This is a genomic window from Salinicola sp. RZ23 (genome assembly GCF_003206675.1).
Taxonomy (GTDB): Bacteria; Pseudomonadota; Gammaproteobacteria; order Pseudomonadales; family Halomonadaceae; genus Salinicola; species Salinicola endophyticus.
In genome coordinates, this window is record NZ_PZJK01000007.1 from 90,834 (window position 1) to 106,326 (window position 15,493).

Here is a 15,493-nt window from a genome sequence, read left to right on the forward strand (position 1 = left end):
GGCGCTCATGACCAAAGTCGACTTCTACATCCTTCAGGACACCACGCTGGAGGCGCGCTTCGATTTCGCCTGCCGCCTGGCGGAGACGATCTACCGCAAGGGGTATCGCCTGCATGTCCATACCCAGGACGAGGCGATGGCGCGCCAGTTCGACGAGCATCTGTGGAAATTCCGCGACGAAAGCTATGTGCCACATGCGGTGGTGGGCGACGCGGTGGAACCGGCACCGCCGGTGAGCATCGGCTGGCAGGCCGCCCCGGAACCCGGGGTGCAGGCGATGCTCAATCTCCACGACGACATTCCCGAGTGGTTCTCCCGGGTCGAGCGCGTCGCCGAGATCATCAACCAGCACCAGGACGTGCTGCGCTGCAAGCGCGCCTGCTGGAAGACCTACAAGGATCGCGGCTACCGGGTCGAAGCGCACAAGCTGTGAGGGTCACGCCCGCCCCCCCTCGCCCGACGCGAACCTGACGCGCTCCGCCCTCAGCAGGTATAATCCTCGCCATTTTCGTCACGCCGCCCGCCTCCACAGGCGCCGCGTGCCCGCCATCGTTTGCCGAGTCAAGAAGCCGCCATGGACAAGACGTACCAACCCGATCAGATCGAAACCCGCTGGTATCAACGCTGGGAAACGGACGGCCACTTCGCCCCCAGCGGCCAGGGCGAGCCGTTCTCGATCATGATCCCGCCGCCCAACGTCACCGGCAGCCTGCACATGGGCCACGCCTTCCAGGACACCATCATGGATACGCTGACCCGCTGGCGGCGGATGCGCGGCAACAACACGCTGTGGCAGGTGGGCACAGACCACGCCGGCATCGCTACCCAGATGCTGGTGGAGCGCAAGCTGGCGGCGGAGACCGGCCAGTCGCGCCACGACCTGGGCCGCGAGGCGTTCACCGACAAGATCTGGGAGTGGAAGGCAGAGTCCGGCGGACATATCACCCGCCAGCTGCGGCGCATGGGCGCCAGTGTCGACTGGAGCCGCGAACGCTTCACCATGGATGACGGCTTCTACCAGGCGGTCCAGGAAGTCTTCGTGCGCCTGTTCGACGAGGGGCTGATCTATCGCGGCAAGCGCCTGGTCAACTGGGACCCGACCCTGCACACCGCGATCTCCGATCTGGAGGTGGAGAACCGCGAGCAACAGGGCCAGTTCTGGCACTTCCGCTACCCGCTCGCCGACGGTGTCACCACCGCCGACGGCAAGGATTACCTGGTCGTCGCCACGACCCGCCCGGAGACCCTGCTGGGTGACACCGGCGTGGCGGTCAATCCGGAAGATCCGCGCTACGCCTCGCTGGTCGGCAAGTTCATCGAGCTGCCGCTGGTCGGCCGCCGCATCCCGGTGATCGCCGACGAGCACGCCGACATGGAGAAGGGCTCGGGCTGCGTCAAGATCACCCCGGCCCATGACTTCAATGACTATGAGGTGGGCAAGCGCCACAACCATGCGCTGATCAACGTCTTCTCCCAGGACGCCACCATCCTCGAACGCGCCGAGGCATTCGATCTCCAGGGCCAGCCGCTGGACGACATCGATGTCAGCCTGCCCGCCGCCTACGCCGGGCTCGGCCGCTTCGAGGCGCGCGAGCGCATCGTCGCCGACATGGAGGCCGCCGGGCTGCTCGAGCAGATCGAGACGATCAGCAACACCCTGCCCTACGGCGACCGCTCCGGCGATGTCATCGAGCCGCTGCTCACCGATCAGTGGTTCGTCGCCGTGGAGCAGCTGGCCAAGCCGGCCATCGCCGCGGTGGAGAACGGCGATATCCAGTTCGTGCCCAAGAACTACGAGAACATGTACTTCGCCTGGATGCGCGACCTGCAGGACTGGTGCATCTCGCGTCAGCTGTGGTGGGGCCACCGTATTCCGGCCTGGTACGATGCCGAGGGCAACGTCTACGTGGCGCGCACCGAAGCGGAGGCCCGCGACAAGTACGCCCTCGGCGCCGAGGTCGCGCTCACCCAGGACGAGGACGTGCTGGATACCTGGTTCAGCTCGGGCCTGTGGACCTTCGCCACCCTGGGCTGGCCGGAACAGACGCCGGCGCTTTCGACCTTCCACCCCACCAGCGTGCTGGTGACCGGCTTCGACATCATCTTCTTCTGGGTCGCCCGAATGATCATGATGACGCTGAAGTTCACCGACGAAGTGCCGTTCAAGACCGTCTACGTTCACGGCCTGGTGCGTGACAGCCAGGGCCAGAAGATGTCGAAGTCCAAGGGCAACGTGCTCGATCCGATCGACCTGATCGACGGTATCGACCTCGAAACCCTGGTGGCCAAGCGCACCGGCAACATGATGCAGCCGCAGAAGGCACGCGCCATCGAGAAGGCCACCCGTGCCGAGTTCCCGGAGGGCATCGAGGCCCACGGCACCGACGCCCTGCGCTACACCTTCCTCTCGCTGGCCACCACCGGCCGTGACATCAAGTTCGACATGGGCCGCCTGGATGGCTACCGCAACTTCTGCAACAAGCTGTGGAACGCCTCGCGCTACGTGCTGATGAACGCCGAAGGCGAGGATGTCGGTCTCGACGACGCACCGGTGGCGCTGTCGCTGGCCGACCGCTGGATCGTCTCGCGCCTGCAGCAGACCGAGACCCAGGTCACCAACGCCCTCGACGAGTACCGCTTCGACCACGCCTCCCAGGCGCTCTACGACTTCGTCTGGAACGAGTACTGCGACTGGTACCTGGAGCTCTCCAAGCCGGTACTGTGGGACGACGCCGCGACGCCGGAAGCCAAGCGCGGAACTCGCCGTACCCTGGTTCGCGTGCTGGAGACAGTGCTGCGTCTGGCGCATCCGATGATGCCGTTCATCAGTGAAGAGATCTGGCAGCGCGTGGCACCGCTGGCCGGCACCGTGTCCGGCGAGAGCGCCAGCCTGATGACCCAGCCGTGGCCGGAGGCCGACGCCTCGCGCATCGACGAACAGTCGATCCGCGACATCGAGTGGCTCAAGGGCGTGATCGTCGCCGTGCGCAATATTCGCGCCGAGATGAATATCGCCCCCGGCAAGCCGCTGGAGGTGCTGCTGACCAAGGGCGACGCCGGCGACCGCGAGCGTCTCGAGGCCAACCGCCTGTTCCTGGCCAAGCTGGCTAAGCTGGCGAGCGCCGACTGGCTCGACGATCCGGCACAGGCGCCGCTGGCCGCGACCCAGCTGGTGGGCGACATGGAAGTGCTGGTGCCGATGGCCGATCTGATCGACAAGGAGGCCGAACTGGCACGGCTGGCCAAGGAGATCGACAAGCAGGACAAGCTGATCGTCGGCATCGAGAAGAAGCTCTCCAACGACAGCTTCGTAGCCAAGGCGCCGGAGGCGGTGGTCGAGAAGGAGCGCGGCAAGCTCAAGGAGTATCTGGCGGCGCGCCAGCACCTGGTCGAACAGCGCAACAAGATCGCCGAACTCGACGGCTGATCGCCTCGCCCTGACCGCCGCCCTCGCCGGCGGCCTGCGGTGACACCAGCGGCCCCGTCAGATGACGGGGCCGCTGGCTGTATAGCGGTGCTATACGTCGCCTGACACCGACGTCTGCCATAGAAAGATGTCAGGGGTGAGTCTGCGAAGTTAAGAAACATTGTTTCTTATGTCCAGCTTAACTTAAAATGGCGCCTTACCGTCTCTTGCAACGCCGTTCGGCAAGGCTCCTTATGACCCGCCCCCGTCTCGATCTCAAGCGTATCGTCGCTTTCAACGTTACCGGCCTGCTGCTGCTGTTGAGCTGGGCCTGGCCCCACGACGTGCTGTGGAGCGATCTCGACGATCGTATCTTCTGGTTCTTCAACGCCCTGATCACGCCCGAGCCCAACTGGTGGGACGATACTCTGGCGATTCTCAACCATCGCGCCTTCGACATGATCTCGCTGGCGATCATGGGCCTGCTGTTCCTGTGGGCGATGCTTCGCGATCCGCATCCCGAGCGCCTGACCCGCTGGATCGGTATCGGTGTGACCATGGTGCTCACCGCCGGCGTGCTGGCGCTGTTCACGACCAAGGGCATCAGCTATGGCCACCCCAGCCCGACCCGCTTCTTCGCCAACGCCATGCGCCTGACCGACGTGGTCTCGATTCCGACCAAGGATTCGGCATCGAACAGCTTCCCCGGCGATCACGGCCTGATGCTGATGGTGTTCGCCGGCTTCATGCTGCGCTTCGCCGCGCGCCGCATCGCCCTGCTCAGCATGGCCTTCGTGGTGCTGCTGAGCGCCCCGCGCATCATGGTCGGCGCGCACTGGTTCAGCGATGTCTACATGGGCGCGCTGAGCATCGCCCTGATCGCCCTGCCCTGGGTGCTGTGCACGCCGCTGGCGGCGGCTGCCGCCGGCGGCATCCAGCGCGCGCTGGCACGCTGGATGCCGCAACGTCTGCACCGGGGCTGAGCAGCCTGGGCTGCGCACGCCAGGCCCGTCGGGACGCCCCGCGCTGGGCTTCTCGACAGTGACTTCTCGGCAGCCCCTAGCCACCTTCCGACTGCAGCGCATCCTTCACCCCGCGCGACAGCCGCCCGGCGTTGCGCGAGTTGGCGCTCTCGACATGCCCTTCGGCCACCACCTGATTGCGCCCGGCCGACTTGGCGGCATACAGCCGCCGGTCGGCGAGTTCGATGATGCTCTGCAGCTTGTCGCCCTCGTCGGCACAGGCGATCCCCATCGACAGCGTCACCGGCATCAGCTGACCGCCGAACTGACACGGGCGCCGGGCCAGCCGCACGCGGATACGTTCGGAAACCGTCACCGCCTCTGAGATGCTGGTTTCCGGCAACAGCAGCAGGAACTCCTCACCGCCGACGCGACCGACGTCATCCTCGCCGCGCAGCGCATCCCTGAGCACGCCGGCCAGATGGTGCAGCACCGCATCCCCCGCGGTATGGCCGAAGTTGTCGTTGATCTCCTTGAAGTGGTCGGCGTCCACCAGGATCATCGCGAACGCTGTCTGCTGACGCCAGTAGGCCGAAGCTTTGTCGAAAATGGCACGGCGATTGAGGACCAGGGTCAGGGAGTCATGCATGGCATCGCGGCGGTAACGGTACTCGTGACGGTCGGTGATCGTGAGCATGCGCAAGATCACCATGCACAGCATGACGAAAACCGCCACCAGCACGAAATTCTCCAGCAGATGCGCCTCGAACCCCAGCGGCGGCGAGTTCAGCCTGGGCAGGTCCGCCAGGCCCAGGGCGAGCGTCGCCAGTCCGGCCGTCAACAGCAGCTTGGTGCGTCGACGCAGATCGGCGAGCATCAGCTCCACCTCGGCGAACAGCAAGCAGTAGACGACCCCGCTGTCGCTGCCCAGTACCAAGGCGCCATAGATCAACAGCAGGAGAAAGGCGCCCAGCTTCACCCCCAGGGCCAGCGCCACCCATAGGTGCCGGTGCAGGCGCAGCGCCACCGCGTAAGCAAGCACACAGACGAGATTCAGATGTCCCATCACGCTATAGCCAAGCAGATACAGGACAGGGGCGATGAAAATCTGCAGGCAGAGGGCCAGCAGATAGATTTCGGCCATGATCTCGAAACTGCGGCGACGCTCCACCGATAGCCTATCGGGGGGACGCGTAACGCGCCGCCAGAGATGAAAGAGATAGCGGCTAGGCATGGTGATCGGCTCGCAATCTTGTTATTACCTCGGCGCGGGCACGGCGCGCCCTCAGGCGTCGGTATCGGCCGAGTTTGAGGCGCGCTGAGGTGACAGCACAAGAGTATCGCTTGTTTTAACTTCAAATAACATTCAAATTTGCCGATTTACTTTGTAAGCCCATGACGACACTGACTTTCTATTAACAAACTCTGATAATCTCGGCGCACGACGTATAATGTCGCCGTCCCGAAGAAACGTCATACGCCCGAGGGAAGTGTCATCCATCCTCGTATCCGTCACCCACTCCACCCCCTTATCGACCCAACCACAAGGACGCGCTGGCTCATGCGTTTCATGCACAACGACGACTTAGGCAAACTGCTGCTGCGACTCTGCGTGGGGATTCTGATCCTGCTGCACGGTCTGCACAAGCTGATGGACCCCGCCAGTCTCAACGGTATCGCCCATCAGCTCGCACAGATGGGCGTCCCCTCCTTCGTCGCCTACGGCGTGCTGGTGGGCGAGATCATCGCCCCGCTGATGGCGATCCTCGGCTGGCAGGCCCGCCTGGGCGGACTACTGATGGCGATCAACATGCTGGTGGCCATCGTCCTGGTGCACCTATCACAGCTGTCGAGCCTGAACGGCCAGGGCGGCTGGACGCTGGAGCTGCAGGGCATGTTCCTCGGCGCGGCGCTGGCGGTGATGTTCCTGGGCAGCGGGCGGATGGCGGTCAAGCCAGACTAGCCCGCCACAGCGAGCGCCTGGACTGGCAGGCGCTCGGGCGGATCTGATTGCCGGACTTTTTAGTTAAATTTTTACTAATATTAAATAAGGGCTCGCTTTCATCCCCCGTCGAGGGCCTCCAGACGCTGGGCCATGAGCTCGGGAAAGCGCTTGAACCAGCGCTGATTGAGCGGTGAAGGATGCGGCAGCGGCGCCAGCGTGAAGGTGCGTTCCCGGCCATCCGGCAGGCGCAGCCGGGTAGCGTGCAGCGCCGCGAAGCGATCCTCCCGGGCCCAGAACGCGTCGAGCGCCGCGCGAACCTCGCGCGGCTGATCGATACCGAACCATAGAAACGCTTCCCGCCCCAGGGTGATGATCCGCTCGCCCTGCCAGCAGGCGTCGAGCAGTTGCGCCACCAGCGGCTGAAAGCGACGCTTGACCGCCATCGACCAAGCCTTGTTGCCCTGGGGCTTGTAGGGCACGGTATTGATCCAGAACAGCTCACGCCCGATCGCGAGGGCGGCATCGAAGTCCGGCGGCGGTTTCTGGTGGCGGTGCCGGTAGAGCTCGGTCCGCACCTTCTGCCCCCCGGCGCCGACGAATGGCTCCCCGGTCTCGACCTCGCGGGTGCCTGGATCGCGGCCGAAGATCGCAAGCCGGGCGCTGCGCGGGCCGAGCCCTACGATCGGCTCGCAGGGATCGCGTCCAAAGCGCGCATAGGTATCGCGATCCAGGCGTTCCAGCCCAGCCGCTTCCCGACGCAGGGCAGCCTCGAGGGTCGCCGGCAGCGATACTGGCCGATCGTTATCTCCCATGCAGTCTCCTGGCTCGTTCCTGTCTGTGCCCCGGCGGGTTCAATGCTCAACCGGTGGAAAAATTGAGCACCAACAACCCGGCGTTGAGATAACCCGCGAAGCTGACCCAGACCAGATAGGGCAGCAACAGCAGCACCGCCAGTCGCGAGTAGCGCGAGAACGTGACCAGCGTCCACACGATCAGCCCCCACATCAGCAGAAGATCGAGCAGCCCCACCAGCATCCAGTGGGCAGCGAAGAACAGCCACGACCACAGCGCGTTGGCGAGCAGTTGAGCGAAGAAGGGGGTCAAGGCCCGGCGTCGCTGCCCAGGTGGTGCCACCAGCGTGACTCGCCAGGCGGCCACCGCCATCAGCAGATAGAGCAGTGTCCAGGCCACCGGAAAGAGCCAGTCCGGAGGCGTCAGCGGCGGTTTGGTGAGCGCGGCGTACCAGGGCCCCGGTGGCGCCAGGATGCCGCTGCTGGCGGCGAGCGCCACCAGCAGCAGCCAGCCGAGAAAGATCGCGAACGAGCGATTCATGCGACTTACCAGGAGCCGGTGTTTTCCATCGACGCCCAGGGCTCCTGCGCCGGCTTCGGCTCGCCCTTCTGCAGCAGTTCGATGGAGATACCGTCAGGCGAACGCACGAAGGCCATATGGCCATCCCGCGGCGGGCGATTGATGGTCACGCCATTGCTCTGGAGCTTGTCGCACAGCGCATAGATGTCGTCGACACGGTAGGCCAGGTGGCCGAAATTGCGCCCACCGGTGTAGGTCTCCGGGTCCCAGTTGTAGGTCAGCTCGACCATCGGGGACTGTTCCGCTTCGGCGCGCGGCCGGTCGTTGGGGGTGGCGAGGAAGACCAGCGTGAAACGGCCCTTTTCGCTCTCCTTGCGCGATACCTCCTCGAGGCCGAGCAGGTCGCAATAGAAGTGCAGCGACGCATCGAGATCCGACACGCGCACCATCGTGTGCAGGTATTCCATGGGAATCTTCCTGATTCGTCAGTGAGTTGAACCGTTTCATGGTAGACCAGGAACGCGCGACGGTGAATGTCGGCTAGCACGGGTGGTCGATCTGCGGGTGGCACCGCCCCCCTGCCATCACGAGAATCGCCCGCCACCTGTCGGTGGCGGGCGATTTTCGTCGCTACGGCTGTAGAGCTTCGGCAGCAAGCGCCGGCAGGCTCAGTCGGGCTTGAGCGCCAAACGCCCGCTGCCCAGGAACATCACCGCCAGCGCGGCAAACAGATACATGCCTTGCAGTTCGAGCGCCCAGCCACCCTGGCTGGTGAGCGACCAGAACTGCGGCAGATGCACCAACAGCACCGCGACGACCATGTTGCCAGCCATCAGCAAGCCGCCAATACGGGCCCGCCAGCCCACGATCGCCATCAGCGGACCGACGATCTCGCCCAGCAGCACGCCATAGGCGATGAAAGTCGGCAAGCCGACGCCGGACAACGTCTGCGCCAGCCAGTCGAAAGCGGCCGGATGGAGCACCTTGTTGATGCCGTGGAACAGCATGAGCACACCGACACACAGGCGCAGGACCAGCTTGCCCATATCGTCGTTATGGAAAAACCTTGGCATGGGATCGTCTCCCGCCCTCGATATCAAGTGCCGGCATCCGGCGTGGCCGCGTCAGCGCAGCGGGAAATCAGCAGTGGTTGGCCACGTACTCGGCAATCGCCTGCTGGGCTTCAGTCATGGCCGCCTGCTTCTGGGCGTCGCCCATGTTGAGCCCTTCGGCGTAGATGGCATGGACATCCTTGATCCCGATCAGCCCCAGCATGTGGCGCAGATGCGGCGTCTGCGAGTCGAGTTCAGTACCGGCGTACTGGCCACCGCGCGCCGCCAGGATCAGCCCGGACTTGCCCTCGAGCAGGCCGACCGGACCGTTTTCGGTGTACTTGAAGGTCTTGCCCGCACGCAGGATACGGTCGAACCACGCCTTGAGCTGGCTGGGGATGCCGAGATTGTAGAGCGGCACCGCGAGCACGATCAGATCGGCGGCCTCGACCTCGGCCAGCAGCGCTTCGGAGTGGCTCGCGAGTGCGACCTGCTCCGGAGTGCGCGCGCTGGGCTCGGTCATCCAGCTCCCCATCTCTGCACCGCTCAAGTGCGGCAGCTCGCTTGCGACCACGTCACGCTCGACCAGCGCGACGTCGCGCCCGGCGAGTTCGGACTTGAAAGCCGCGGCGAGAGCGCGGGACTGGCCATTCTCGCCGAACAGCGAGCTGGTGATCAGCAGGATGCGTTGTGTCATGGACGAAGCTTCCCTTGCAGAGGGTGAAGGTTGGAGCGTAGAGGTGAAGCCCGCCGCCCAAGGCGGCGGGTGAACGCTGACTGCCATTATTCGTTGTGGTTTTTGAAATAAAAACCGCGAATATTGGCACAAACCATTCGATAGATTCGTTTGAATATCAGCGTTTGGCCTCCACCCCCTGCCCGCAGCCGTGCCAATCGTGGCGCCCGTAGCGCAGGGTCACCTTCACCGGCCACGGCTGCCCGCTCATGTCGTCGAAACAGGCGCCGGCGCGCAGATCCATCTCCAGCGGCTGGCGCCCGCTGTCGCTGACCAGCACCATGCGCGCATCGCTGCCGTTCTTCACCGAGGCCACGCGGTAGCGGAAGGTGTCGATCGCCTGACCGTAGTCGGAGACCAGCGTCAGGGTGGTGGTCTGGCGGTCGAGCGAGACGTTCCAGCCCGGCTCGTTGCCGCTGGCGTAGAAGATGCTCTGTGGATGCGCCTGGCGCGTGGTGGTGGCGCGCTCGCTGGCCAGCGCGCAGACCAGCTGGCCATTGTCGCTCTCGACCCGGGCGTCGCGGCCGTGGCGCTCGAAGGCGACACCGCCGAGCACATAGCGGTCACCGTCGGCGGCCACTGCACGCTGCAGTTCCGTGCTGCCGAGCGCGGTCCACAGGCGCAGGCGCTTGGCGTCCGGCGTCGTGGTCACCAGATTCTGCGACGGCGTGCAGCGCCAGGCGCTGAAGCGCTCGCCGCCATCGGCGAAGAAGGCACTCGGCAGCAGCGGCGACTGCGGCGCGCCGGCCGCCTTCGGGCTATCGCCACCGGTCCCCCCGCCAGCGCCTGACCCGCCCGAGGTCGGCTGGGCACCACCGGCACAGCCGGCGACCAGCGAGGCGAGCAGAAGCGTGGCGGCGAGCCTGGGCGCGCGGGGCGACGTCAGAGCACGACGAAGAGCGGCAAGAGGCACGGAAGACATGAGCGAGTTCCCGAATGTTGTTGGCTGACAGCAGCTTGCGGTTGGACGACAAAACGTGCGGTTGGACGACAAAAAAGCGCCGCGAGCGAACTCGTGGCGCGTGACGAAGACTACCATGTGCAGCGCGGCCGACGCAGGCTCGGGCGCGCGCCGCGCTGCGCCGCTCAGACAAGACTCAGGCGAAGCGCTGGCGCAGCAGTCGCGCGGCCTCGACCAGGTTGGCGAGCGCCGGCTCGACCTCGGCCCAGCCGCGCGTCTTGAGCCCGCAGTCCGGATTGACCCACAACCGTTCGGCCGGAATCTTCTCCGCCGCCTTGTCCATCAGGTCGACCATCCACGTCACCGTGGGGATGTTGGGCGAGTGGATGTCGTAGACCCCCGGCCCGATCTCGTTGGGATAGTCGAAGTCGTGGAACGCATCCAGCAGCTCCATGTCCGAGCGCGAGGTCTCGATGGTGATGACATCGGCATCCATGGCCGCGATCGCGCCAATGATGTCGTTGAACTCCGAGTAGCACATGTGGGTATGGATCTGGGTCTCGTCGCGCACCACCGCGGCACTCAGCTGGAAACACGCCACCGCCCAGTCGAGGTAGTGCTGCCACTCGGCCTGGCGCAGCGGCAACCCCTCCCGGAAGGCCGGCTCGTCGATCTGAATGATCGAGATACCCGCGCGTTCGAGATCGGCAACCTCGTCGCGCAGGGCCAGCGCGATCTGGCGGCAGCTCACCTCGCGTGGCTGGTCATCACGCACGAACGACCACTGCAGAATGGTCACCGGCCCGGTGAGCATGCCCTTCATCGGCTTGTCGGTCAGCGACTGGGCGTATTCGCTCCAGCGCACCGTCATCGCCTGCGGACGCTCGACGTCACCGAAGATCACCGGTGGCTTGACGCAGCGCGAGCCGTAGCTCTGCACCCAGCCGTTCTGGGTGAAGGCAAAGCCATCCAACTGCTCGCCGAAGTACTCCACCATGTCGTTACGCTCGGCCTCGCCGTGCACCGGCACATCGAGGCCGAGGGCTGCCTGGCGTGCGACCACCTGGGCGATCTCCTCGCGCATGCGTGCTTCGTACGCCTCGCGGCTCAGGCTGCCCTGCTTGAACTCGCGCCGGGTCTGGCGGATCGCCTGGGTCTGCGGAAAGGAGCCAATGGTCGTGGTCGGGAACAGTGGCAGCTGCAGATGGCGGCGCTGGGCCACAGCGCGCACGGCATAGGCGCTATCGCGCCGGGTGTCGGCGGCCTCGAGCCGCGCGAGCCGTTCGCCGACCCGGGGGTTATGGATGCGCCGGGAGGCCCGCCGGGCGGCGAGAGCGCTGTCGGCCTCTTCGAGACGCTGACGATCGGCGGCACCTTCGCTGCCATCCACCACCCGTGCCAGGGTGGCCACCTCGTCGAGCTTCTGGCGAGCGAAGGCGAGCCAGCGCTTGAGCGCCGGATCGAGCCAGGTCTCGTGCGCCAGGTCCACCGGCACGTGCAGCAGCGAACAGCTGGGCGCGATCCACAGGCGCTCGCCGAGACGCGCCTTGGCCGGCGCCAGCGCAGCAGCCAGCGCACGCAGATCGGCACGCCAGACGTTGCGCCCGTCGATGGCGCCGAGTGACAGCACCTTGTCCTGCGGCAGGCGCTCGAGCACCGGGTCGAGCTGCTGCGGGGCCCGTGCCAGATCGATGTGCAGCCCAGCCACGGGCAACGCCAGCGCCAGTTCCAGGTTGTCGCCGAGCGCCCCGAAGTAGGTCGCCACCAGCAGCTTCACCGGGGCCGATTGCAGCTGGCGATAGGCGGCCTGGAAGGCACGCTGCCAGGCGCTGGGCAGATCCTGCACCAGCGCCGGCTCGTCGAGCTGGACCCACGCCACCCCAAGCGCCCCCAGGCGTGCCAGAATCTCGCCATAGGTGGCGACCAGCGCGTCGAGCAGCGCCAGCCGCTCGAGCCCTTCACTCTTCACCTTGGCCAGCCACAGCCAGGTCAGCGGCCCGGTCAGCACGACCTTGACCGGGTGCCCGGCGTCGTGGGCCTCCTGCACCTCGTCGAACAGCCGCTGGCTGGCGATGCGGAAACGCTGCCCGGTATGGAGTTCCGGCACCAGATAGTGGTAATTGGTGTCGAAGTACTTGGTCATCTCGCAGGCCGCCGCGGGTTCACCGCTGGGGGCGCGGCCCCGGGCCATGCGGAAGCCGGTATCCAGGTCGACATCGCCTGCCACCTGGCCGAAGCGTGGCGGTACGGCACCGACCAGCACAGAGACATCGAGGACCTGATCGTAGAAGGAGAAGTCACCCACGGTGACCACATCGAGCCCGGCATCGCGCTGCTCCTGCCAATGCGTCAGACGCAGGCGCTTGCCCGCCTGCTCGAGCGCATCGCGGTCGAGTTCGCCTTGCCAATAGGCCTCGACGGCCTTCTTCAACTCGCGGTGGGCGCCGATACGCGGATAGCCGAGCGTGTGAACCAGGGTCGTCATAGGTAGGGTCTCTGTGCATTAGCGGGTAACATCGGGGCCGACGGCCAGACGAGCAGTCTCGCCACGCCCTTTCCCTGAATCAAACGCGTTTTCCTAATCCCTGACGTGAACAACATTCATAGCATGCTCGAACTTCGCCATCTTCGTACGCTGATCGCCCTGCGAGACACCGGCTCGCTGGTCGAGGCGGCGGAGCGTGTTCATCTCACCCAGTCGGCGCTGTCGCACCAGATCAAGGATCTGGAGTCGCGTCTGGGCATGCCGCTGTTCGCGCGCAAGACGCGCCCGGTCGCCTTCACCCGCGCCGGAGAGCGGCTGCTGGCCCTGGCCGAGCAGGTACTGCCGCAGCTGCGCCTGGCGGAACGCGATCTCGCCCGCCTCGCCGGGCACGAGCAGGGGCGCCTGCACATGGCGATCGAGTGCCATAGCTGCTTCCAGTGGCTGATGCCCACGGTCGACCACTTCCGCGATCACTGGCCCGAGGTGGAGGTGGACATTCCCAGCGGCCAGAACTTCGACCTGCTGCCGGCGCTGGTGCGCGAAGCGCTCGATCTGGTGATCACCGACAATCCCGAGCCGCTGCCCGGCATCCACTACGCCCCGCTGTTCCGCTACGAAGGGCTGCTGGCGGTGGCCAAGCAGCACGCCCTGGCGGGACAGAGCTGGGTCGAGCCGCCGGATCTGGTCGAGGAGACGCTGATCGTCTACCCCATCGACCACTCGCGGCTGGATATCTTCACCCAGTTCCTGGAGCCGGCGGAGATTCGCCCGCGCGAGATTCGCAGCGCCGAGCTGACGGTGATGATGATGCAGCTGGTGGCCAGCGGGCGTGGCGTCTGCGCCCTGCCCAACTGGGCTCTGACCGAGTATCTGGAGCGCGACTACGTCAAGGCGCTGCCGCTGGGCAAGGAGGGGGTGTGGAGCACGCTCTACGCGGCGATCCGCGACAACGACCGGGCGCTGCCGTGGATGGAGGATTTCATTCGCACCGCGCGGGATACCTCTTTTGCGGTACTGAGCGGCATCAAGCCGGCCTGAGCGCCAGCGACGGCGCTCAGTGGGCGCCGCCGTCGAAGTTGAGCGGGCTGATCGATTCGCGCGCGTGCAGCGGCAGCAGCAGGCTGAAGCGTGCCCCGCCCAGGCGCTCGCTGCGATCCACCACCACGTTGCCGCCGTGCCACACCATGATCTTCTGCACGATCGACAGCCCCAGACCATAGCCGCCTGAGCGCCGCGTGCGGCTGTCGTCGAGCCGGGCGAAAGGCTTGAAGATGGCGATGCGATCCTTCTCCGGCACGCCGGGGCCGTCGTCCTCGACATCGATACGGATCGCCCGCGGCTCGCGGTGGATGGTGATGCAGACCTGGGTCTCGGCGTGGCGGCAGGCGTTGGCGACCAGGTTCTGCACCGCACGCTGCAGATAACGCGGCTCCGCCTCGACTTCCAGCTCTTCGCCGTCGGCCACCGTCAGCGTCAGATGCGGATGCAGCGGGCTGAGGATCTCCAGCACTCGCCACGCCAGCGCGCGACACTCCAGGCTTTCGGTCTTGAGCGTGACGCCCTGGGCGTTCTCGCTGTCGAGCTTGGCGTACGTGAGGATCTCGTCGATCAGACGATCGAGCTCGGAGATATCTTCGTCGATGCCCTCCAGCTGCTTGCGCGCATGGCCCTCGCCGTAGAGATCCTCGAGCATCTGCACCGCGAAGCGGATACGCGCCACCGGCGTGCGCAGTTCGTGGGAGACCGCGCGGATCATCTCCTGCTGGCTGCGCAGCAGCGACTGCACCTGCGCCGCCATGCCGTTGAGCGCCATGCCCAGGCGGCCTAGGAAGTCGTTGCCGTCGACCCGCACACGGGCATTGAGATGGCCGGCGGCGATCCGCGTCGCCGCACGCTCGAGCCGGCCGACCCGCCCCTCGACGCTCCAGACGATCAGATAGATCGCCCCCGCCAGCGTGATCAGCACGATGATCAGCAGCGCCAGCGCCAGTGACAGCGGCATCGCCTCGAAGCTGGGCAGCGGGCCGATACGCAGCCAGCGATCGGGGCCGACCCGGGCGTGGATGTAGAGCGCACTCAGGCTGGAGTCGAGACGCACGACCACCTCGCCGGCATCGAGCCGGGTCGCCTGGATCGGGTCAACGTGGGACGGCGGCTCGGCGTAGAGGCCCACCGGCACCTGGAACTGCTGCTGCACCCGATGCAGGCGCTTGGCCTGGACCTTGTCCGACTCACCGCTGAGCCAGCTGCGCAGAACCTCGGTGATGCCGCGCAGCTGCATCTCGTTGAGCGAGTTGATGCGCGCCGCCAGCACCCAGTCGGACTGCGGTACCTTATAGAGCGAGCGCCAGCCGTCGTCGGCGGCCTCGATCACCGGGCGCTTCTCCTCCAACCGGGCGCGCTCGAAATAGTCGAGCGACAGATCCTCGAGCCGAAACAGCCCCAGGGGCATGCCCAGGGTCGAGGCCATCGAGGCGAGCCAGTCGTCGCGCCTGTCCAGCGGCTGCCGTGAGACCAGATCGGCGAGCAGCGCCAAGGGGCCGCTGACCAGGCTTTCGCGATAGTGCTCCTGACGCACCTTGTCGACCATCAGAAAGCCGAATAGCGCCAACCCGAAGGTGATCACCAGTGCGGCCAGCAGCGCCAGGTAGAAGCGCAGAAACGTGCTGTCGGTAAGCGAACGCCGCATCGCTGC

14 protein-coding genes are annotated in these 15,493 nt (G+C 65.8%); 5 read left to right on the forward strand and 9 right to left on the reverse strand.

Going from position 1 to position 15,493, the window contains the following annotated elements; genetic code table 11:
- The first annotated feature begins 7 nt into the window (after positions 1-7).
- The 3 genes from DOM67_RS06615 to DOM67_RS06625 all read left to right on the forward strand — a co-directional run bounded on the left by DOM67_RS06615 (position 8) and on the right by DOM67_RS06625 (position 4,389).
- The gene (locus tag DOM67_RS06615; protein WP_110674859.1) at positions 8-433 is read left to right on the forward strand and encodes a DNA polymerase III subunit chi; all 426 of its coding nucleotides are present in this window, start codon (positions 8-10) and stop codon (positions 431-433) included.
- Positions 434-574: 141 nt separating this feature from the next.
- The gene (locus DOM67_RS06620; RefSeq protein ID WP_110674860.1) at positions 575-3,427 is read left to right on the forward strand and encodes a valine--tRNA ligase; all 2,853 of its coding nucleotides are present in this window, start codon (positions 575-577) and stop codon (positions 3,425-3,427) included.
- A gap of 233 nt (positions 3,428-3,660) precedes the next feature.
- Entirely contained in the window at positions 3,661-4,389 is a 729-nt protein-coding gene (locus tag DOM67_RS06625; protein WP_110674861.1) for a phosphatase PAP2 family protein, read from the forward strand.
- A 76-nt stretch (positions 4,390-4,465) separates the two neighbouring features.
- On the opposite strand, the gene DOM67_RS06630 is transcribed toward DOM67_RS06625, so the two are convergent.
- On the reverse strand, positions 4,466-5,512 hold the full coding sequence (locus DOM67_RS06630) for a GGDEF domain-containing protein (protein WP_157958804.1): 1,047 nt from the start codon (positions 5,510-5,512) through the stop codon (positions 4,466-4,468).
- 417 nt (positions 5,513-5,929) lie between these two features.
- Here DOM67_RS06630 and DOM67_RS06635 point away from each other — a divergent pair, with 417 nt between their 5' ends.
- Positions 5,930-6,331 carry a DoxX family protein gene (locus DOM67_RS06635; protein WP_345774420.1) on the forward strand — a complete coding sequence of 134 codons (402 nt, stop codon included), beginning with the start codon at positions 5,930-5,932 and terminating at the stop codon, positions 6,329-6,331.
- Between the two features lie 98 nt (positions 6,332-6,429).
- On the opposite strand, the gene DOM67_RS06640 is transcribed toward DOM67_RS06635, so the two are convergent.
- The 7 genes from DOM67_RS06640 to metE form a co-directional block, all read right to left on the reverse strand.
- On the reverse strand, positions 6,430-7,125 hold the full coding sequence (locus DOM67_RS06640) for a uracil-DNA glycosylase family protein (RefSeq protein ID WP_110674863.1): 696 nt from the start codon (positions 7,123-7,125) through the stop codon (positions 6,430-6,432).
- A 46-nt stretch (positions 7,126-7,171) separates the two neighbouring features.
- Positions 7,172-7,645, reverse strand: coding sequence for a TspO/MBR family protein (locus DOM67_RS06645; RefSeq protein WP_110674864.1), 474 nt, complete (start codon positions 7,643-7,645; stop codon positions 7,172-7,174).
- A 5-nt stretch (positions 7,646-7,650) separates the two neighbouring features.
- Positions 7,651-8,091, reverse strand: a complete 441-nt coding sequence (locus DOM67_RS06650; RefSeq protein WP_106419678.1) for a VOC family protein — start codon at positions 8,089-8,091, stop codon at positions 7,651-7,653.
- A 201-nt stretch (positions 8,092-8,292) separates the two neighbouring features.
- Positions 8,293-8,697 (reverse strand): DoxX family protein, encoded by a 405-nt coding sequence (locus DOM67_RS06655; protein WP_110674865.1) that lies wholly within the window; start codon positions 8,695-8,697, stop codon positions 8,293-8,295.
- Between the two features lie 67 nt (positions 8,698-8,764).
- Positions 8,765-9,373, reverse strand: a complete 609-nt coding sequence (locus tag DOM67_RS06660; protein ID WP_110674866.1) for an NAD(P)H-dependent oxidoreductase — start codon at positions 9,371-9,373, stop codon at positions 8,765-8,767.
- Positions 9,374-9,530: 157 nt separating this feature from the next.
- Positions 9,531-10,334: a C-type lysozyme, inhibitor gene (locus DOM67_RS06665; protein ID WP_110674867.1), complete on the reverse strand. Its 804-nt coding sequence runs from the start codon at positions 10,332-10,334 to the stop codon at positions 9,531-9,533.
- A 175-nt stretch (positions 10,335-10,509) separates the two neighbouring features.
- The gene (gene metE / locus DOM67_RS06670; protein ID WP_110674868.1) at positions 10,510-12,798 is read right to left on the reverse strand and encodes a 5-methyltetrahydropteroyltriglutamate--homocysteine S-methyltransferase; all 2,289 of its coding nucleotides are present in this window, start codon (positions 12,796-12,798) and stop codon (positions 10,510-10,512) included.
- Positions 12,799-12,921: 123 nt separating this feature from the next.
- Between metE and DOM67_RS06675 the strand changes: the two genes are divergently transcribed.
- Positions 12,922-13,836: a LysR family transcriptional regulator gene (locus DOM67_RS06675; RefSeq protein WP_110674869.1), complete on the forward strand. Its 915-nt coding sequence runs from the start codon at positions 12,922-12,924 to the stop codon at positions 13,834-13,836.
- 16 nt (positions 13,837-13,852) lie between these two features.
- Here DOM67_RS06675 and DOM67_RS06680 read toward each other — a convergent pair whose 3' ends face one another.
- A complete protein-coding gene (locus tag DOM67_RS06680) occupies positions 13,853-15,487 on the reverse strand; it encodes an ATP-binding protein (RefSeq protein WP_110674870.1) in 1,635 nt (544 codons plus the stop codon).
- Positions 15,488-15,493: the final 6 nt, after the last annotated feature.